The organism is Aestuariivirga sp. (assembly GCF_047600585.1).
Lineage (GTDB): Bacteria > Pseudomonadota > Alphaproteobacteria > Rhizobiales > Aestuariivirgaceae > Aestuariivirga.
The window spans coordinates 1,756,931-1,775,568 of record NZ_JASGKP010000001.1; the positions used below are offsets into that span (position 1 = coordinate 1,756,931).

General features: G+C 63.8%; 17 protein-coding genes. 4 read left to right on the forward strand and 13 right to left on the reverse strand.

The window, feature by feature from the left end:
- Nucleotides 1-46: 46 nt before the first annotated feature.
- The 8 genes from tsf to QM801_RS08635 all read right to left on the reverse strand — a co-directional run bounded on the left by tsf (nucleotide 47) and on the right by QM801_RS08635 (nucleotide 7,965).
- Nucleotides 47-970 carry a translation elongation factor Ts gene (gene tsf / locus QM801_RS08600; RefSeq protein ID WP_415018798.1) on the reverse strand — a complete coding sequence of 308 codons (924 nt, stop codon included), beginning with the start codon at nucleotides 968-970 and terminating at the stop codon, nucleotides 47-49.
- Between the two features lie 78 nt (nucleotides 971-1,048).
- Nucleotides 1,049-1,807 (reverse strand): 30S ribosomal protein S2, encoded by a 759-nt coding sequence (gene rpsB / locus QM801_RS08605; RefSeq protein WP_415018799.1) that lies wholly within the window; start codon nucleotides 1,805-1,807, stop codon nucleotides 1,049-1,051.
- Between the two features lie 207 nt (nucleotides 1,808-2,014).
- A complete protein-coding gene (locus QM801_RS08610; RefSeq protein ID WP_415018800.1) occupies nucleotides 2,015-2,470 on the reverse strand; it encodes a DoxX family protein in 456 nt (151 codons plus the stop codon).
- Nucleotides 2,467-3,213 (reverse strand): putative DNA-binding domain-containing protein, encoded by a 747-nt coding sequence (locus QM801_RS08615; protein ID WP_415018801.1) that lies wholly within the window; start codon nucleotides 3,211-3,213, stop codon nucleotides 2,467-2,469. Before QM801_RS08615 ends, QM801_RS08610 begins: the two co-directional genes overlap by 4 nt.
- The gene (locus tag QM801_RS08620; protein ID WP_415018802.1) at nucleotides 3,203-4,117 is read right to left on the reverse strand and encodes a DUF692 domain-containing protein; all 915 of its coding nucleotides are present in this window, start codon (nucleotides 4,115-4,117) and stop codon (nucleotides 3,203-3,205) included. Before QM801_RS08620 ends, QM801_RS08615 begins: the two co-directional genes overlap by 11 nt.
- A 35-nt stretch (nucleotides 4,118-4,152) precedes the next feature.
- Nucleotides 4,153-4,464, reverse strand: a complete 312-nt coding sequence (locus QM801_RS08625) for a DUF2282 domain-containing protein (protein ID WP_415018803.1) — start codon at nucleotides 4,462-4,464, stop codon at nucleotides 4,153-4,155.
- Nucleotides 4,465-4,612: 148 nt separating this feature from the next.
- Nucleotides 4,613-5,272, reverse strand: coding sequence for an O-methyltransferase (locus tag QM801_RS08630; RefSeq protein ID WP_415018804.1), 660 nt, complete (start codon nucleotides 5,270-5,272; stop codon nucleotides 4,613-4,615).
- Nucleotides 5,269-7,965, reverse strand: a complete 2,697-nt coding sequence (locus QM801_RS08635; protein WP_415018805.1) for a DUF2339 domain-containing protein — start codon at nucleotides 7,963-7,965, stop codon at nucleotides 5,269-5,271. The genes QM801_RS08630 and QM801_RS08635 overlap by 4 nt, the downstream gene beginning before the upstream one ends.
- Before the next feature lie 56 nt (nucleotides 7,966-8,021).
- On the opposite strand from QM801_RS08635, the gene lipB reads away from it, so the two are divergent.
- Both lipB and gstA read left to right on the forward strand, forming a co-directional pair.
- The gene (lipB, locus tag QM801_RS08640; protein ID WP_415018806.1) at nucleotides 8,022-8,705 is read left to right on the forward strand and encodes a lipoyl(octanoyl) transferase LipB; all 684 of its coding nucleotides are present in this window, start codon (nucleotides 8,022-8,024) and stop codon (nucleotides 8,703-8,705) included.
- Between the two features lie 47 nt (nucleotides 8,706-8,752).
- Complete coding sequence (gene gstA, locus QM801_RS08645; RefSeq protein WP_415018807.1) at nucleotides 8,753-9,355, forward strand: glutathione transferase GstA; 603 nt, start codon at nucleotides 8,753-8,755, stop codon at nucleotides 9,353-9,355.
- 57 nt (nucleotides 9,356-9,412) lie between these two features.
- Here gstA and clpA read toward each other — a convergent pair whose 3' ends face one another.
- From clpA to QM801_RS08660, 3 genes are all read right to left on the reverse strand, one after another.
- Entirely contained in the window at nucleotides 9,413-11,827 is a 2,415-nt protein-coding gene (gene clpA / locus QM801_RS08650) for an ATP-dependent Clp protease ATP-binding subunit ClpA (protein ID WP_415018808.1), read from the reverse strand.
- Between the two features lie 126 nt (nucleotides 11,828-11,953).
- Nucleotides 11,954-12,280, reverse strand: coding sequence for an ATP-dependent Clp protease adapter ClpS (clpS, locus tag QM801_RS08655; protein WP_415018809.1), 327 nt, complete (start codon nucleotides 12,278-12,280; stop codon nucleotides 11,954-11,956).
- Nucleotides 12,281-12,525: 245 nt separating this feature from the next.
- The gene (locus tag QM801_RS08660) at nucleotides 12,526-13,338 is read right to left on the reverse strand and encodes a phytanoyl-CoA dioxygenase family protein (RefSeq protein ID WP_415018810.1); all 813 of its coding nucleotides are present in this window, start codon (nucleotides 13,336-13,338) and stop codon (nucleotides 12,526-12,528) included.
- Nucleotides 13,339-13,467: 129 nt separating this feature from the next.
- Between QM801_RS08660 and QM801_RS08665 the strand changes: the two genes are divergently transcribed.
- Nucleotides 13,468-13,863, forward strand: coding sequence for a DoxX family protein (locus QM801_RS08665; protein WP_415018811.1), 396 nt, complete (start codon nucleotides 13,468-13,470; stop codon nucleotides 13,861-13,863).
- Nucleotides 13,864-13,930: 67 nt separating this feature from the next.
- Here the strand turns inward: QM801_RS08665 and QM801_RS08670 are convergent, their stop codons facing one another.
- On the reverse strand, nucleotides 13,931-15,901 hold the full coding sequence (locus QM801_RS08670; protein ID WP_415018812.1) for an acetyl-CoA carboxylase biotin carboxylase subunit: 1,971 nt from the start codon (nucleotides 15,899-15,901) through the stop codon (nucleotides 13,931-13,933).
- Between the two features lie 106 nt (nucleotides 15,902-16,007).
- A complete protein-coding gene (locus QM801_RS08675) occupies nucleotides 16,008-17,195 on the reverse strand; it encodes a hypothetical protein (RefSeq protein WP_415018813.1) in 1,188 nt (395 codons plus the stop codon).
- A 101-nt stretch (nucleotides 17,196-17,296) separates the two neighbouring features.
- On the opposite strand from QM801_RS08675, the gene rimO reads away from it, so the two are divergent.
- Complete coding sequence (gene rimO, locus QM801_RS08680) at nucleotides 17,297-18,622, forward strand: 30S ribosomal protein S12 methylthiotransferase RimO (RefSeq protein ID WP_415018814.1); 1,326 nt, start codon at nucleotides 17,297-17,299, stop codon at nucleotides 18,620-18,622.
- The last annotated feature ends 16 nt before the right edge of the window (nucleotides 18,623-18,638 follow it).

An 18,638-nucleotide genomic window follows, 5' to 3' on the forward strand; every position in this document is an offset into this window, starting at 1 on the left:
AAGGCCCGGTGAACCCGGGCCTTTCGATTTTAAAGCAGACGTGTGATCAGGCCTGGCCGGACATCTTCGCCACTTCGGCGGCGAAGTCGTCAGCGCCCTTCTCGATGCCTTCACCGAGCTGCATGCGCACGAAGCCCTTGAGGGCGAGTGCTGCGCCCGAACGGTTGCCCGCTTCGGAGATGGCCTGGGCCACGGTCTTGGAACCGTCGTGCACATAGGCCTGCTCGAGCAGGCAGTTTTCCTTGGCGTAGGACTTGAGGCCCGAGGCGATGATCTTTTCCATCACGTTGGCGGGCTTGCCGGCGTTCTTCTCTTCGAGGATCGCCTTCTCGCGCTCCAGCACGTCGTGCGGAACCGAGGCGAGGTCGAGCGACACCGGGTTGGTGGCGGCAATGTGCATGGCGAGCATGCGGCCGAAGGTCGAGAGTTCGTCCTTGTTGCCGGCGCCTTCAAGCGCCACGAGCACGCCGATCTTGCCCATGCCGGGAGCGGCCTGGTTGTGCACGTAGGAGGCAACGACGCCATCCTTGACGCTCAGCGAAGCGGTGCGGCGCACCGTCATGTTCTCGCCGATCGTGGCGACCATCTCGGCCACGTAGGCGGCGACGTCGTGGCCGCTGCCGGGGAACTTCATGGTCTTGAGCTTTTCGCTCGAGCCTTCGGCATCGACGGCGAGCTTCGAGATCTCGGCGACCATGGCCTGGAACTTTTCGTTGCGGGCAACGAAGTCGGTTTCCGAGTTCACTTCGACGAGGGCGCCGGTGGTGCCGCGCGTGGCGACGCCGACGAGGCCTTCAGCGGCAACGCGGGTGGACTTCTTGGCGGCCTTGGCGAGGCCCTTGGCGCGCAGCCAGTCGACGGCGGCTTCCATGTCGCCATTGGTGGCGGCCAGGGCTGCCTTGCAGTCCATCATGCCGACGCCGGTTTTTTCGCGCAGATCGCGCACGAGTGCAGCTGTGATTTCAGCCATCTGAATTCTCCTGAGAATGCATATCTCTGACCGTCACCCCACCGGAGCGGGGTGACGGGAGTATGAAAGGCGCAGCGCTTACTGCGCGGCGGCGACGGCTTCTTCGACCGGAGCCTCGGCGGCGCCGAGGTCAACGCCCGAAGCCACCTGCGACTGCGAGATGCCTTCGATGACAGCCTTGGTCACGAGGTCGCAATAGAGGGCGACAGCGCGGGCTGCGTCGTCGTTGCCGGGGATCGGATAGGTGATGCCGGCGGGATCAGAGTTCGTGTCGATGATGGCCACGACCGGGATGCCGAGACGGTTGGCTTCCTTGATGGCGATCTGCTCCTTGTTCGTGTCGATCACGAACAGGATGTCGGGAACGCCGCCCATGTCCTTGATGCCGCCCAGGGCCTTCTCCAGCTTGTCGCGCTCGCGCGTGACGTTGAGGAGTTCGCGCTTGGTGAGGCCGGCGCCCTGCTTGGCGACGATTTCATCGAGCGAGCGGAGGTGCTTGATCGAGTTCGAGATCGTCTTCCAGTTGGTGAGCATGCCGCCGAGCCAGCGGGAGTTCACGTAGTACTGGGCCGAACGCTTGGCAGCTTCGGCGATCTGCTCCTGGGCAGAACGCTTGGTGCCCACGAAGAGCACGCGGCCGCCCTTGGCGACGGTGTCGGTGATGGCGTTGAGCGCCTGGTGCAGCAGCGGAACCGTCTGCGACAGGTCGACGATGTGGATGCCGTTGCGCGAGCCGTAGATGAACGACTGCATCTTGGGATTCCAGCGGTGTGTCTGGTGGCCAAAGTGAACGCCTGCTTCGAGGAGCTGGCGCATGGTAAAGGGTACCGTGCCCATATCTTTTCCTTCTCCGGTTGATCCGCCACGGAGGCGTGTGCACCGGGGATATCCCGGCACCGGACGGACTGGCTCTACGAGGCCCGCTTGCGCAGGCCTGAGACAATCCAACCCCCGTGTGAGTGTTGAACGGGCGGGGCCTTACCCGAGGACGGCGGGGATGTCAAACCACCCCCTGCCAGGGGTTCCCGGACCGCCGTTGGGGGCCTAGGCCCGGTCCAGCATGCCGTCCACGGAAATCCGCCCCGGCCCCAGCAGGATCACCCCTGCCGCCATGGCCGCCCAGGTGGCGTGGATGGGCCAGCCCGAGGGAACGGTGAGCTGGATCAGGGCCGTCATGACGAGGAGCCCGAAGGCAGCCAGCCGGGTTCCCAGCCCGAGCGCCAGCAGGATGGGGAAGACGATCTCGGCAATGGACGAGCCCCAGGCCACGGCAACCGGATAAGGGTAGTCATAGGCCTTGCCGAGGATGTGCAGCTTGAACTCGTTCTGGAACAGGAGAATGGGCGTGTCCGAAAGCCTGAGGAAGCCCACCCACTTGGTGAGGCCCGAGAACCAGAAGGGTATGCCGAGCGCCAGCCTGAGCCCGAGGGCCACCAGTGAATAGGGCAAGAGCCGCGCCACGCTGCGCTCGACGGAGTTGACGGAAGCGATAAGGCTCATGGCTGGTCCTGCATGATCAAGCGGTGGAAGGCCCCTGCTTCGACCATGAGTTTGATGGTCGCGGCAAGGTCGAAGCTGTCGGTGGCGGCGAAGGCGCGCTCCGCTGCATCGGCGAGCGTTGCGCCCCTGGTCAGGGCGGAGAGAAAATCGAACTGCTCGGCGGCAAGCGGTGTCACGATCACATCAAGCTGCGGGCGGGTGACGAGCACGGCTTCAGGCCGTGCCGCATCCTCCACCGCGCCATCACCGCCGCGGTTGGCGATGAAGATCGAAGCGGCCGCATAGGACGAGGCCAGCAATGCCGTGGCGGGATGGGGTGCGAAGCGGAGGCTCATGAGCACCTCCGGCCCGAGCGCGAGATCGCGTCCGTCCAGCACGCTGGCATCGGCGGCGTGATAGGCCCGCCGCCAGAGCTGCTCGAGCCGCGCCACATCCGCAAGATAGGGATAGGCGGCAAGGTCTGTTTCTGCCGCAAGAAAAGCGGGGAAGTCTGCGCCATGGTGGAAGAGCAATGGTGATGCTGGCGGGTGCGCCTGCACGAAGCCGCGCGCGAGCCCTGCAAAGTAAGCCTCGCCCAGAAGCCGCCTCACAGCCGGAAAGTTGGCCTCCAGCGCGCGCATGAGGCCCACCGTCACGTTGTTGCGATAAACCGCATAGCGGCGGGGCGTGCGCCCCCTCACCTGCTCCGGCACCGGAACAGCAGGATCGAGCAGCCCGGCGGCAAAGGCAGCTTCACCCGGCACGGCGCAGTTCCGGATAGGCGTCGCCCGCATGGCGGGAGAGGATGGCATCGGCCGCATCGGCTTCCGCCTTGAGCACAGACCAGGCGGGCACATCATTGTCCCATTCGATCAGCGTGGGCACCGGCCCCAACTCCGCGATCACCCGTTCGTAGAGCGCCCAGACATCGGCTGTGACGGGGCGGTCATGGGAATCGATCAGCAGAGGATTGCCGTCGTCATCCTCCTCCGTCGCGTGACCGGCGAGATGAATCTCGCGCACGAGGTGGAGCGGGAAATCAGCGAGATACTGTTGCGGAGAAAAGGAATGATTGGTGGCCGACACCAAGACGTTGTTCACATCGAGCAACAGGCCACAGCCGCTGCGTCGCGCAATCTCGCGGATGAAGTCCGTCTCGCTCATTTCGGACCCGGTGAAGGCCACATAGGTCGACGGGTTCTCGAGCAGCAGCGGACGGCCAAGTGCGTTCTGCGCCTCGTCAATGTGGTCCACAACCCGGCCGAGCACGGCCTTCGTATAGGGCACGGGCAGGAGATCATTGTAGTATGCCGTATCATGGGTGGACCAGGCGAGATGCTCCGACACCACATGGGGCTCGTAGCGGTCCACCAGCCGCCGGAAGCGGCGGAGGTGCTCCTTGTCGAGTGGCGCTTCTCCGCCGATCGACATCGCTACGCCGTGGAGGAAAATGGGATAGTCGTTCCGCAGCCGGTCGAGCATGGCGTGGGGCGGGCCGCCATCGCCCATATAGTTTTCGGCGTGGACCTCGAAGAAACCGACCTTTCGGGTGTCGGCAAGGATGTCCGCGAGATGTTCCGGCTTGAAGCCCGCGCCGGAGCGGCGGGGCGTGGGAAAAATGGGCAGGCGCAAGTCATGCGCACTGCGAGGGGGCTGCCTTGTTTGCATGATGCACCTGCCCTTCTGTCGCCGTCCCGTGTGGCTTAGGCCGGAAGATCGCGCATCAGCGGCTCGAGCGAGCCCTTGCGGCCGCCGTCGATCATCATCGAGGTGCAGGTGCCCTTGTCGACGTATTTCCAGGAGTTGCCCTGGTAGTCGACCTTGGAGGTCCCGGCGCAAGTGGTGCCTGCACCGGCGGCGCAATCGTTCTTGCCGGCCATGGCGACGCCGAAGCACTTTTCCTTTTCGGCGGCGGCAGCGGTGGTGGACGATGTCACGGACGTGGCCGAGATGGCAGCCGTCACGGCGGTGGCAAGCATGGCGGCGCTGAAGACGCGGCGGGTTGTGGTGGTCATGGGGCGGTTCTCCTTCGGTTTTCGTTGTGCAGCTTCGTTGCTGAAGCCGTGCCCGCAAGGTGTCTGAATCCCTCATCAACTGGAAATAAACTCACATCCGAAAACTATCACGCAGCGGTGACTGCGCCCGTGATCGCGGCGTGATGCGCTACAGCTTGCGGGCGAGCGTGAGGCCATCGGCAATGGGCAGCATGCAGTGCGTGACGCGCGGGTCCTTGGCGATCTTGGCGTTGAGCGCGCGCAGCGCTGACGTGTCGGCATCGGTCTTCTTCGGATCGGCGACGTCGCCGCCCCACAGCACATTGTCGACCAGCATCAGGCCGCCCTTGCGCAGCAGTTTCAGGCCGCCTTCGTAGTAGGCGTCGTAGGACGACTTGTCGGCATCGAGGAAGATCATGTCGAAGTGCCCCGCCTCGCCCTTCGCCAGAAGATCGGCAATCGCTGCATGTCCACCATCGAGCCGCAGCGTGATGCGATTGTCCACGCCGGCCTTCGTCCAGAAGCTGCGGGCGATCCCCGTCCACTCCTCGCTGACGTCGACCGCCGTGATGTGCGCCTCGCTGGCCAGTGCCACGGCAAGAGAGGAATAACCGGTGAAGGTGCCGATCTCGAGGATCTTCCGCGCGCCCATTAGCTGCGCGACCATTCCCATGAAAGCCCCCTGCTCCGGCGCGATCTGCATGATCGCATCATCGCCGAAGGAGGCGGTGCGGGCGCGCAGTTCCGCGAGGATCGCCGGTTCACGATAAGCATGGGCGCGGTAGTAGTCGAGGATCGCGCCCTCGAGGATGACGGATGTTGTGCTCATGCGGCCTTCTCTGTCTTCGGCGTTTGCACGAAGCGGGTGTAGGCCCAGCCGACACCGATCAGGCAGCAGCCCAGACCGATGATGCTGGCGATCCGCCACAGCCCGCCCAGTTCGAACAGGTCGAGCGCAAAGACCTTGGCGACGGCGAGCGCCAGAATGGCGAGGCCGGCGAGCCGGACGTTCTTGCGGTCGAGCCCGATGCCGCCGAGGAAGATGGCAATCGCCGTTGCAACCCAGGCTGCCGAGACACTGTAGGATTCAGGATCGCTCTCGAACCACGGCACCAGGGTTGCATCCTGGAAGAAGCGCTTCACCTGCAGTGTCACGAAGGTGATGAGGAGCACGAGTGCGAAGACACCCATGGCATCGCGGAGCCTGCCGAGGCCAAGGCCATCCAGCTTCCGCGCCATCAGCGCCAGCAGCGGCACCGGCGCCAGATAGGCGAGCCACAGGCTGTTGAAGATGAGCCCACCCTCAACCGCATCGCCGGTGACCGTCGGGTTCATGATGGTGAGGCAGGCGAGGATCACCACGGTGGAGGCGGCGAGCAGGACGCGCGAACCCCAGAGCGAGATGAAGGAGGAGAACAGGGTCTGGCGGTAAGCAAGACCATAGGCGGCGCCGAGCCAGGCCAGTCCGTGGGCGGACAATTCGAGCAGCCCCATGTGATCGGCAGTGATGCCGCCGCCGATCAGAACGCGCAACTCCAGCGAGACGAGCGAGATGGCGAGGCCGACCGCCCCACCCTCGAACCCGGCGCGGTAGCGCGCCATTCTCTCGTCCTTCAGCACGCGCGAGGCGAACCAGAACAGCACTGCGGGAATGCCATAACCGTAGATCACCCAGTGTGCGCCGAGAGGCAGGCCGATGGGATCGCCCCAGAACTCACGGCCGACGAAGAGACGCACCGCCGCAACGGCGGCAACGCCGCTTGCAATGGCGGCAAGCCCCGCCTGTGCAATGCGCCGCGTGGCGAAGGCGAGCAGCGTTGCAAAGACGGCCGTCACGATGGTCTGCCACACGCCGTCGAACAGACGGTCGATGGCAACGAGACCGAGCAAGGCCACGCCCAGCAGCAGCGCGTCGGCGGCCCGTTCCGCCCCTCTCCAGATGCGGTCGGCGAGGCCGGCGAGAATGATCATCAGGACAATGGCCGCAGCCGCCCAGGCTGTGTCGCTCTGGACGAAGTCGGCCTTGGCCCAGGCGCCGAAGAGGAAGGCCACCGCAGCACCCGAGGCCAGCGCCGCCCAGGGCAGCTTCTCGGTGCGCCGCCACGTTCCGACGATGCCGATCAAGGTGAAGACAGCGAGGGCCGCAAACATGGCGTTGCGGAAGCGCGGCGGTTCGATCAGGCCCGGCACGGTGGACCACAATCCGCGCTCGTCCATGGCCCAGGCGTAGAAGCCCACCTCGGGCCAAGCCATCAGCAGGATGAGTGTCGCAAACCCCGCTGCAAGCGGCGCGCCTACAAGGCCGTCCCGCAGCCAGCCGAAGGCCGAGATCGCGATCATGCCGACGCCGAAGAGCACCATGGCGAGCGTTGCGTAGTGCGATTGCCAGACAACGCCTGCAAGGATGAGTGTCGCCAGCAGCGCGCCGGCCACGGCCACCTGCATGGGTGGCTGCATCTTGTCGGGTGCGGCGAGCGAGCCCATCTCGGCGGCGAGAATGCCTTTCCCGCGCGGCAGCAGTATTGCGGCGGCACCCATCGCCAGTGCGAATAGTCCTGCTGGCAGGACGTGATCAGGCTGGAACAGCCCGCCGTTGAGCCAGAGCAGCGACCAGACAGAGGCACCCGCAAGGGCCGCAAAGCCCAGCCACCACCACGGGCGGCTCCGCAGTTCGTAGAGCGAGGTGGCGACGATAACGATGAGATAGGCGAAGAAGCCGATGGCGCTCGGATGCTCGGAGGGCACCAATGCCGGAGCAGCGTATGAGCCGACGAGGCCCAGTGCGGCAATGAGCGGCCCCTGCCGCCGCGACAGCCACAGGGCGCCGAGGCCTACCGCCACAAGAAGCGGGAAGCACACCGTGGGGCTCAGCAGGTCATAGAGGGCATAGGCCGCGTAGATGACACCGAAGGCGATGACGAGGCCGGCAGCGGAAAGTGCCGCCGGCACGTAGCCCTGCGCCAGTGCGTCGCCCCGTTTCCGTACCCATTCGCCCCCAACAACCAATCCGGCAGCGACGGCGAGGCCGATCACCACGCGGAAAGCGGGCGGGATCAGGCCTTGGTCATGGGCATACTTGACGAGCAGCAGGCCGCCCAGGGCGATGGCGATGCCGCCCACCCACACGAACCAGCGGGAGGCGAGTGCCCCTTCAACGTCCGGCTTGGCAGGGAGAACACGCTCTTCAAACGGCGTGGCGTCAACTGGGGCCGCAGCCTCCTCGCCTGTCTCCTCTGATGCGCTTCTGCTTGCCGTCGTTTCGCCCCAGGCCTTGCTGCTGGGCGGTGCTGCGTCTGCGGCCTTGGCCGTGGCGAGGTCGTCAAAGACCTCTTCGCGCCGCGCAACCGGTGTTGCGGGTGAAGCCGTCTCCGCAACCACGAAGCCGCTGGACGAAAGCCGCTCGATCTTCTTCGTCAGCGCCCTCACCCGTTGGGCGAGATTGCCGATCTGGACGAGTGCGATGATGGCGAGGATGGGACCGGCCAGAAAGAGTGCAATGGCGAGGACGATGAGCGAATCCATTGCAGGAGACTAACCCCCTTGCGGCATCCTGTCGAACTTGGGAAAAGCTCCCGGCCATGGTCCTGCGCGACGAACTTAAGCCCGCGATGTCAACCACTTCACCCGTGCGGTGGGAGGTGTCGACCGGGCTTGTGGGTTACCCGGATGCCCTCGCCCGCATGGAGCGCGAAGTGGAAGCCATCCGCCACGGCGAGGCCGCGGAACTGATCTGGCTTCTCGAGCATCCGCCGCTCTACACCGCAGGCACCAGCGCCAACCCGGCCGACCTTGTCGCCCCGGACCGTTTCCCCGTCTTCGATGCCGGGCGCGGCGGGCAATACACCTATCATGGCCCCGGCCAGCGGGTGGCTTATGTGATGCTCGATCTCCGCAAGCGCGGCAACGACGTACGCGCTTTCGTGACCGCGCTCGAGGAATGGATCATCCGTACACTGACGGCTTTCGGCATCGCAGGCGAACGCCGCGAGGACCGCGTGGGCGTCTGGGTCACCCGCCCGGGCCGCGAGGACAAGATCGCCGCGCTCGGCATCCGGGTGCGCCACGGCATCAGCTTCCACGGCATCAGCATCAACCTCGATCCCGATCTCTCGCATTTCGAGGGCATCGTCCCCTGCGGCATCTCGGAGCACGGCGTCACCAGCTTCCGCGACCTCGGACTTTCCACCTCCATGGCCGACCTGGACGCCGTCATGGCGCAGCAGTTCGCCGCGGTGTTCCAAGCTGACATTATTGTCACTTGATTTGTTACATAAGCGCGCTATGTGAACACCTTCCAACAGGAGGTTTCATGAAGCTTTATTTTGCACCCGGTGCGTGTTCGCTCGCGCCCCATATCGCCCTCAACGAACTCGGTGTCGCGCACACGGCTGAAAAGGTCGACCTGCGCGCCAAGAAGACCGAAGCCGGCAGCGACTTCTATGCCGTGAACAGCAAGGGCTATGTCCCCACCCTCGAAAGCAAGGACGGCACCCTCACCGAGGTGCAGGTCATCCTGCAGTATCTCGCCGACGCGAACCCGGCCAAGGGCCTGCTGCCCAAGTTCGGCGACATCTCGCGCTACCGCGCCATGGAAATGCTGAACTTCATCGCGGCCGAACTGCACAAGGGCATCGGCGGTCTGTTCAACCCGGCCATGCCGGACGCCGGCAAGGATGCGATCAAGCAGCGCGTCGACACCCGCCTCGGCTGGCTCGAAACCCAGCTCGAAAAGGCGCCCTATGTTCTGGGCCAGGCCTTCTCGGTGGCCGATGCCTATGCCTTCACCGTCCTGCGCTGGTGCAAGCCGGTCGGCATCGATCTTGCCAAGTTCCCGGCCATCTCGGCGTATCTCGAACGCGTCGCCCAGCGCCCCGCCGTGCAGAAGACGCTGGCGGAAGAAGGACTCGCGTAACGCAACCGACGATCTCAAATGAAAATGGCCGGGGAAACCCGGCCATTCTTGTTTTGATCAGGCTTTCGCCTTGCGCTTCTTCGCGGGCGGCTTCTTCGGCCCGCCACCTTCGCCCTTGGGCTTGGTGGCGCGCGGCAGCGCCTTGCGCTCCGGCGGACGCGGCAGCGAGGAGCGTTCCTCCTCACGGCTGAGATAGGCGAAGTCGAGCGCGCCGTCCTTCATCAGGATGCGGACCGTTCCGCCCTTCGACAGCTTGCCGAACAGGACTTCTTCCGCGAGCGGCTTCTTGACGTATTCCTGGATGATGCGCGCCAGAGGACGTGCACCCATCTGCTGGTCGTAGCCCTTGGTCGCCAGCCAGTCCGCGGCTTCCGACGAGATCTCGATATTGATCTGGCGTTCGGAGAGCTGGGCCTCGAGTTGCAGCACGAACTTCTCCACCACCTTGCGCACCACGGCGGGCGGCAGATGGCCGAAGTTCACGATGGCATCGAGACGGTTGCGGAACTCCGGCGTGAACAGCCGGGTGATCGCCTCGTTGTCCTCGGCAACGCGCACCGAAGCACCGAAGCCGATCGCCGGACGGGCGAGATCGGCGGCACCAGCGTTGGTGGTCATGATCAGGATGACGTTGCGGAAGTCCACGGACTTGCCGTTGTGGTCCGTCAGCTTGCCGTGGTCCATCACCTGCAGCAGGATGTTGAAGAGGTCCGGATGGGCCTTTTCAATTTCATCGAGCAGCAGCACACAGTACGGGTTCTGGTCCACGCCATCGGTGAGCAGGCCACCCTGGTCGAAGCCCACATATCCGGGCGGCGCGCCGATCAGGCGCGAGACCGAATGGCGCTCCATGTACTCCGACATGTCGAAGCGCAGGAACTTCACGCCCAGCACTTCGGCAAGGCGCTTGGCCACTTCCGTCTTGCCCACGCCCGTGGGGCCGGCAAAGAGATAGTTGCCGATGGGCTTCTCCGGCTCGCGCAGGCCGGCGCGGGCGAGCTTGATCGCCGCCGAGACCTGTTCGATCGCCTTGTCCTGACCGAAGACGAGACGCTTCAGTTCGGACTCGAGGTTCTTGAGAACCGTGGCGTCGTCGCGGGTGACCGTCTTGGGGGGAATGCGGGCCATCGTCGCGATGGTCGCTTCGATTTCCGGCACGCCGATCGTCTTCTTCCGCTTGTCTTCCGGCAGCAGCATCAGCGATGCGCCCGTTTCGTCGATCACGTCGATCGCCTTGTCGGGCAGCTTGCGGTCGGCCATGTAGCGGGCCGAGAGATGCACCGCCGTCTCGATGGCGTCATCGGTGAAGTGCACCTTGTGGAAGTCCTCGTAATAAGGCTTGAGGCCCTTGAGGATTTCGATCGCATCCGGGATCGACGGCTCGTTGACGTCGATCTTCTGGAAGCGGCGGACCAGCGCCCGGTCCTTCTCGAAGTGCTGGCGGTATTCCTTGTAGGTGGTCGAGCCGATGCAGCGGAGCGTGCCCGCAGCCAAGGCCGGCTTCAGCAGGTTCGAAGCATCCATGGCGCCGCCCGAAGTGGCGCCTGCACCGATCACCGTGTGGATTTCGTCGATGAAGAGGATGGAACCGGGCTTCTGCTCGATTTCCTTCATCACGGCCTTGAGGCGCTCCTCGAAGTCGCCGCGATAGCGCGTGCCCGCGAGCAGCGTGCCCATGTCCAGCTGATAGACCGTGCAGTCCTTCAGCACGTCGGGTACTTCGCCCTTGATGATCTTGCGGGCCAGGCCTTCGGCAATCGCGGTCTTGCCCACGCCGGGATCGCCGACGAAGAGCGGGTTGTTCTTCTGGCGGCGGCAGAGGATCTGGATCGTGCGGTTCACTTCGGCGGTGCGGCCGATCAGCGGATCGATCTTGCCGTCATGCGCCTTTTTGTTCAGGTCGACGCAATAGGCTTCGAGAGCACTCTGGTCCGCCTTCTTCTTGCTGCCACCCGGACCGGCACCACCCATGTCATCGCCCTCACCTTCGCCCTGTTCGGCGCCACGCACGGGACGCGATTCCGACAGGCCGGGGCGCTTGGCAATGCCGTGCGAAATGTAGTTCACCGCGTCGTAGCGGGTCATGTCCTGCTCCTGCAGGAAGAAGGCGGCGTGGGATTCACGCTCGGCGAAGATTGCGACCAGCACGTTCGCGCCGGTCACTTCCTCGCGGCCTGACGACTGCACGTGGATCACTGCGCGCTGGATCACACGCTGGAAACCGGCGGTGGGCTTCGCCTCCGCTGCGGCATCAGTGACAAGGTTCGCAAGCTCGGTGTCGATGTAGTCGGTGAGATCGTCACGCAGTTCCTCGACGTTCACGCCGCACGCCTTCATCACGGCCACGGCATCCTTGTCTTCGGTCAGCGAGAGAAGCAGATGTTCCAGCGTCGCGAATTCCTGGCGGCGTTCTGCGGCGAAAGAAAGGGCGCGGTGCAAGGCTTTTTCGAGTGAACGTGAGAATGTCGGCAACGGTCTGTGTCCTTTCGGGTGCAGGGTGCTGCGGATTGCCCTGCCTGTCAATGTTCAAGACGCAACAACGGATCCAATCCATATGGGGTGTGACATCTCGCTTTCACAACCCCGCTCGCGCCGCGCCTATTCCTTTTCCATCGTGCATTGCAGGGGATGACCGTGCTGCTTCGCGAAGTCCATCACCTGCGTCACCTTTGTTTCAGCGACTTCAAAGGTGTACACGCCGCACACGCCCACACCCTTCTGGTGCACGTGCAGCATGATGCGATAGGCATCTTCCCGGGTCTTGCTGAAAAAGACTTCGAGGACGTGGACGACGAATTCCATCGGAGTGTAATCGTCGTTGAGCAGCAGGACCTTGTAGAGCGAAGGCTTCTTGGTCTTCGCCTTGGTCTTGGTGAGAACGCCGCTTTCCTCGCGTTCGTTCGGTTTTGCCGGGAGTCGTGCCATGGGAAGCAGAATATAGGGCACTGTGGCAGAATGTGGAGGGGGGAGGCTCCGTTTCAGTGAACAGAGAGGAATTGGACGCCGAATCCCACGAAAAGGACGAAGGACACCGCCTCATAGACCAGGTACCACAGGCCGAATCTGCGGACGAAGCGGTTCTTGAGAAGTGCGGTCATGGTGTCCGATCCTGAAACAGAAAGACTGTTGCAGGATCAGACGGTGCAAACTCCGGGCCGCTTGTGGCCGTCTCAGGCGGCCGGGCGCTCCCACAGGACCGGGAAAAGCGGGTGCGCCATAGGGGCCCCCTTGTCGAGGTCCTTCTCCAGCCCCGTGAAGGGCGGCGAGGTCCGCCAGGGCCGGGGCGCGAAGGTGGTATCATCGCCCATGAAGCGGAACGAGACGACCCGGCGGCGGTTGCCGCCACCCACGCCCCCTGCTCCATGCAGCGTCAGCATGTGGAAAAAGACGGCATCGCCCGGCTCCAGCGCCCAGCCCAGCACCTTGAAGCGATCCGGATTGCCTTCGATGTCGGGAATGTCCTTCAGGGTTCCTTCGGGGAACCACTTGGCCTCGTTGTTCATGAAGGTGCGCGGCATCATCCAGCCCTCGCGGTGCGAGCCCGCGACGAATTTCAGTGTGGATTCCGCGGCCACCGGGTCAACTGGCAACCACATGGAAATATTGTCAAAACCGTCGATATTGTAATACGGCTGATCCTGGTGCCACGGGGTCTTGGCGGTGGTCTTCGGCTCCTTCACGAGCAGATGATCATGGTAAAGGCGAACGGTCTTGCAGGCCATGAGGCGCCCTGCCGCCTCGGCCGCAGGAGAGGCCGTTACGAAATCCCGGTATTCGGGAATGCGCTGCCAGTTGCAGAAATCCTCGATGAAATAGCCCGGGTCCTCGGGCCGCGACGCCACGATGGAAAGCGGGCTGGGTTCCGCCATGTTGCGGGCGATTCCCGCTTCCAGAAGGCTCAGATGGGCAGGCGAAAACAGCTTGCGAATCACCACCGCACCGTTTTTCTGATAGAATTCAACGTCTTCCTGCGAAACCTGCATCACGTCTCCCCCGCGTCAAAATGGATCTGTAATAGTACTTGATACAGTTACAGATTATCGCTACATCACAGCCACAGGTCGCGGCTGACGCGCCTCCACCATCTTACCCCTCACGGAGTTGAAAAGAAAATGAGCATTATCCCCGCCACTTGGTCCGACAAGCTTCTGGCCGTCCTGCGCATCATGACCGGCCTCACCTTCCTGCAGCACGGCACCGCCAAGCTGCTCGGCTTCCCCTTCCAGGAATACTTCAAGGACGGCGTGCCGCTGTTCTCGCTGATGGGCCTTGCTGGCGTCCTCGAAATCGTGGGCGGCGTGCTGATCATCATCGGCCTCTTCACCCGCGTCACCGCCTTCATTCTCGCCGGCATGATGGCTGTTGCCTATTTCATGGCGCATGCGCCGCAGAACTTCTTCCCGGCCAACAACGGCGGTGAAGCGGCCTACCTGTTCTGCTTCGTCTTCCTCTACCTCGCCGCTGCCGGTGCTGGTTCGTGGAGCGTCGACCGCACCCGCGCGGCCTGAGTTTCCTCCCCCGCAAGACAAACTGGCGCAAGTCTCGACTTGCGCCTTTTTTATTACGGCTCTTGCCTCAGGCGAATTCCATGATGACGGCGTCCACCTGCAGGCTGTCGCCCTTCTTGGCGTTCAGCTTCTTCACGGTGACGTCCCGCTCGGCGCGCAGGATGTTCTCCATCTTCATTGCTTCGACGATGGCGAGGGGATCGCCCGCCTTCACTTCCTGCCCTTCGCTCACCGCGATCGAGACAACGAGGCCGGGCATCGGGCAGAGCAGCTTCTTCGAGGTGTCCGCCAGCTTCTTCTCGGGCATGAGACGCGCCAGTTCCGCCTCACGGGTGGAGTAGACGAAGGCATCGGTGGAGATGCCGCGCCAGGTCAGGCGGTAGCCGTTGAGGATGCGCTTCACCTGAACGGAGAGGCGCTCGCTGCCGAGCACGATGCGGGCAACCGTCTGCCCCGGCACCCAATCACACGTCGTGGCCAGCTCTTCCAAGGCGTCATCGAGCTGCAGCGTATGCCAGGACTTGCCGAGCAGTACGTGGCGGCTGTGATCGAATTTCACCTCGCGGCCGTTCATCTGGCCGGAGATGTGGCGCTTTCGCGAATTCTCGATGTGATCGAGCAGCACCGCCACCTGCACCAGCTTCGCAGCCTTGTCGGCGGTGAGTTCCGCGCCCTTGAAACCCTCGGGATACTGTTCGGCGATGAAGCCGGTCGAGAGTTTGCCGGATTGCCACACCGGATGCTCCATGATGGCGGCCACGAACGGAATGTTGTGCTGGATACCGTCGATCACGAATTCGTCGAGTGCCGTGCTCATGGCCGAAACGGCGGCGGCGCGGGTGGGCGCGTGAGTGCAGAGCTTGGCGATCATCGGATCGTACCAGATCGAGATCTCGCCGCCTTCGAACACGCCCGTGTCGTTGCGCACGGTAATGCCGTTCTCGAGTTTCTCTGCCGGGGGCTGATAACGCACGAGGCGGCCCGTGGACGGCAGGAAGTTGCGGTACGGGTCTTCGGCATAGACACGGGATTCGACTGCCCAGCCGTTCAGCTTCACGTCCTTCTGCTGGAGCGCCAGCTTTTCCCCCGCGGCTACGCGGATCATCTGCTCCACGAGGTCAACGCCCGTGATGAGTTCCGTCACCGGATGCTCCACCTGCAGGCGGGTGTTCATTTCGAGGAAGAAGAACGAGCGGTCCTGGCCCGCCACGAACTCCACCGTTCCGGCGCTGTCGTAACCCACGGCCTTGGCCAGCGCCACGGCCTGCTCGCCCATCGCCTTCCGCGTCTTCTCGTCGAGCAGCGGCGAAGGGGCCTCCTCGATCACTTTCTGATTGCGGCGCTGGATCGAGCATTCGCGTTCGCCCAGATAGATCACGTTGCCGTGCTTGTCGCCCAGCACCTGGATTTCGATGTGGCGCGGATTGGTGATGAACTTCTCGATGAAGACGCGGTCATCGCCGAAGGAGGACTTCGCCTCGGACTTGGCGCGAGCAAAGCCGTCGCGCACCTCGGCATCCGAGAAGGCGATGCGCATGCCCTTGCCACCGCCGCCGGCCGAAGCCTTGATCATCACGGGATAGCCGATGTCCTTGGCGATCCTCACCGCCTCGTCTTCCGTGTCGATGATGCCCATGTAGCCGGGCACGGTGGAAACGCCCGCCGCAGCGGCCGCCTTCTTCGACTCGATCTTGTCGCCCATGGCATCGATGGCATGGGGGTTCGGTCCGATGAAGACGATCCCCGCCTCCTTCAGCGCCTTCGGGAAGGCCGAGCGTTCCGAGAGGAAGCCGTAGCCCGGATGCACCGCCTCGGCCCCGGTCTGCTTGCAGGCGGCAATGATCTTTTCGATCACGAGATAGGATTGGGCGGCGGCGGCGGGACCGATGTTGACGCGTTCATCCGCCATGTCGACGTGGAGGGCGCGGGCATCGGCGTCGGAATGAACCGCCACCGTCTTGATGCCCATCTTGCGCGCCGTCTTGATGACGCGGCAGGCGATTTCACCCCGGTTGGCGATGAGTATTTTCTTGAACACGAAGCCCCTGCTCCAACTGAATTCTTCTGATCGGAGCGCGTTCTAGCCAAACCGTCAAGCCCAGCCAATACGACTAGGGGTGAAGGCCGGGCAGCCTTCGGGAACGTCAGTTCAATTGGGCCTGCGCCATGGGCGGCAGCTCACCGTAATCCCGCTCCGACAGGAACTGGGCCAGCGCCTTTGCGACCGGCACCTTCTGCAAATCCTCGTAGGCGCAGTCCTCCACCGGCTTGCCGGACTTGCAGGTATCCGGCCCAAAATCCGTATTGGGGTCGAGATTTTCGAGAACCGTCTGCCAGGCCTCGCCGCCCTCGCCCAGGCGCTGCTTGGCGGCGACCCAGCCCGCGAGGAAGCCGTTGGAGCGCCACAGCCCCGGATCGAGCTTCACCTGATACTCCATGGCCGCAAGGTCGCGCTTCAGGCGCGCGTGCATGGCCGGCGTGTTGGAAACATCGATCAGCTTGTTGCCGCGCAATTGGAAGATGCGGATGGGCGCGAAGGACCCGGCATAGGAATCGAAGGCATAGAGGAAATCATTGTCGACGAGTTCGAGCTCAAGAAAGCCATCGCCATCCACGTCCTCGTAGCTGTAGGCGCCGCCGTCGAAGACCCCGGCATCGACGAGGCTCCAGCCCGCCCCGCCTTCCGGCGATGTTGCGATCCAGGTCTGGGTGCAGCAATGGGCACCACCGGTGAAGCGGGTGAAGACGAGTTGCGGGCCCTTGGCGCCGGGATCGAGCTTGAGGAGCCCGGCATCGGATTCGAACATCGAGTATTCGCTGGGCGTGGTGAAGGAGAAGAGCAAGGTCTCGCCACGCTTGGCCGAGGCTGTGGTGGGTCCCGGCTCGTCATTCGTTCCGGCCATGGAAACGCTGTAGGTCGTGTCGCCGTCGGCGAACTGCACCGGCTTCTTGCTGTCGTAGGTGGCGAGTACGCGCTGCTCCTCCCACGGCTTTTCCTCGAAGACGACCTCCAGGAACTTGTCGCCGCGGGAGAGATGGGCATCGGCAGGAACCGCACCGATCCCCGCGTGGGCCTTGGTCACCGCCGCCACGCTGCCCTCGCGGTAGGGGCCGAGGACGATGGCATACCAGCCGGACTGGCTGCTCACCACCTTGGCCCGCTCGCTGGCATAGACTCCGGCGATGGCGATGGCTGTGTCGAGGTCCTTGCTCGAGGCGACCGTGAGCCACCGTTCCTTGCCGGAGAGCGCCAGGGAAGCCGCCCAAACCTGTCCCGCAGCCAGAACCGCCAGAACGGCAGTTGCCCCTGCTAACACTGATTTTTTCCACATGAAGTCATCATGGGCGCGCTTTTTGGCAACCTCAAGGACCCCTTCACCCACTTCCCACAGGCAGTTTGCCCTCTTGCCCCGGCTCGGCTAAAGCCCGCGCCATGACTGCACATGTGCCGAAAGTCGGGTTGGTCCAGCTGGGCTGCCCCAAGAACCTTGTCGACAGCGAACGCATCCTCACCCAGCTCCGGGCCGAAGGCTATGTGATCGCGCCCGGCTATGACGATGCCGACGTGGTGATCGTCAACACCTGCGGCTTCCTCGATTCCGCCAAGGCCGAAAGCCTGTCCGCGATCGGCGAGGCGCTGGAGGAAAACGGCCGCGTCATCGTTACCGGCTGCTACGGCATCGAGGACGAGGCGATCCGCAAGGCGCACCCGTCGGTGCTCGCCATTACCGGCCCCCACCAGTACGAACAGGTGGTGAAGGCCGTGCACGAGGCCCTGCCCCCGGTTCACGATCCCAAGATGGACCTGGTGCCGCCCCAGGGCCTGCACCTCACGCCCAAGCACTACGCCTATCTGAAGATTTCCGAGGGCTGCAACAACCGCTGCACCTTCTGCATCATTCCGTCGATCCGTGGCGATCTCGTCTCGCGCCCCGCCGCCGCCGTGCTCTACGAGGCCGAGCGGCTGGTAAAGGCAGGCGTCAAGGAACTGCTGGTGATCTCGCAGGACACCAGCGCCTATGGCGTCGACACGAAGTACGCGACCTCGAAGTTCCGCGGCCGTGAGGTGCGCGCCAAGTTCTACGACCTTGCCAAGGAACTGGGCGATCTCGGGGCCTGGGTGCGCATGCACTACGTCTATCCCTACCCCCACGTGGATAACGTCATTCCGCTGATGGCCGAGGGTAAGATCCTTCCTTATCTCGACATTCCGTTCCAGCACGCATCGCCCAAGGTGCTGAAGGCCATGCGCCGCCCCGCCAATCAGGAGAAGGTGCTGGATCGCATCGCGTCGTGGCGGAAGGTCTGCCCGGACCTCGCCCTCCGCTCCACCTTCATCGTCGGCTTCCCCGGAGAGACCGATCAGGATTTCGAAGAGCTTCTGCAGTGGATGAAGGAAGCCCGCATCGAACGCGCCGGCTGCTTCCAGTATGAGCCCGTCTCCGGTGCCACCGCCAACGACCTCGGCCTGCCGCAGGTGCCCGACGAGGTAAAGGCGGAACGCTTCGCCCGCTTCATGGAAACCCAGCAGGCGATCTCGGAAGAAATCCTGCGCTCGCGCATCGGCCGCGAAATCACCGTGCTGGTGGATGAGATCGACACGGAGAACGATGAGGCCGTGGCCCGCAGCCCGTGGGATGCACCCGAGATCGACGGCAACGTCTTCATTCCCGGCGCCACCCACCTGAAGGCGGGCGACATGGTAAAGGTGAAGATCACCGATGCCGAGGAATACGATCTCGTCGGAGAAGTGGGTTAGCGCAACGGACGAACTA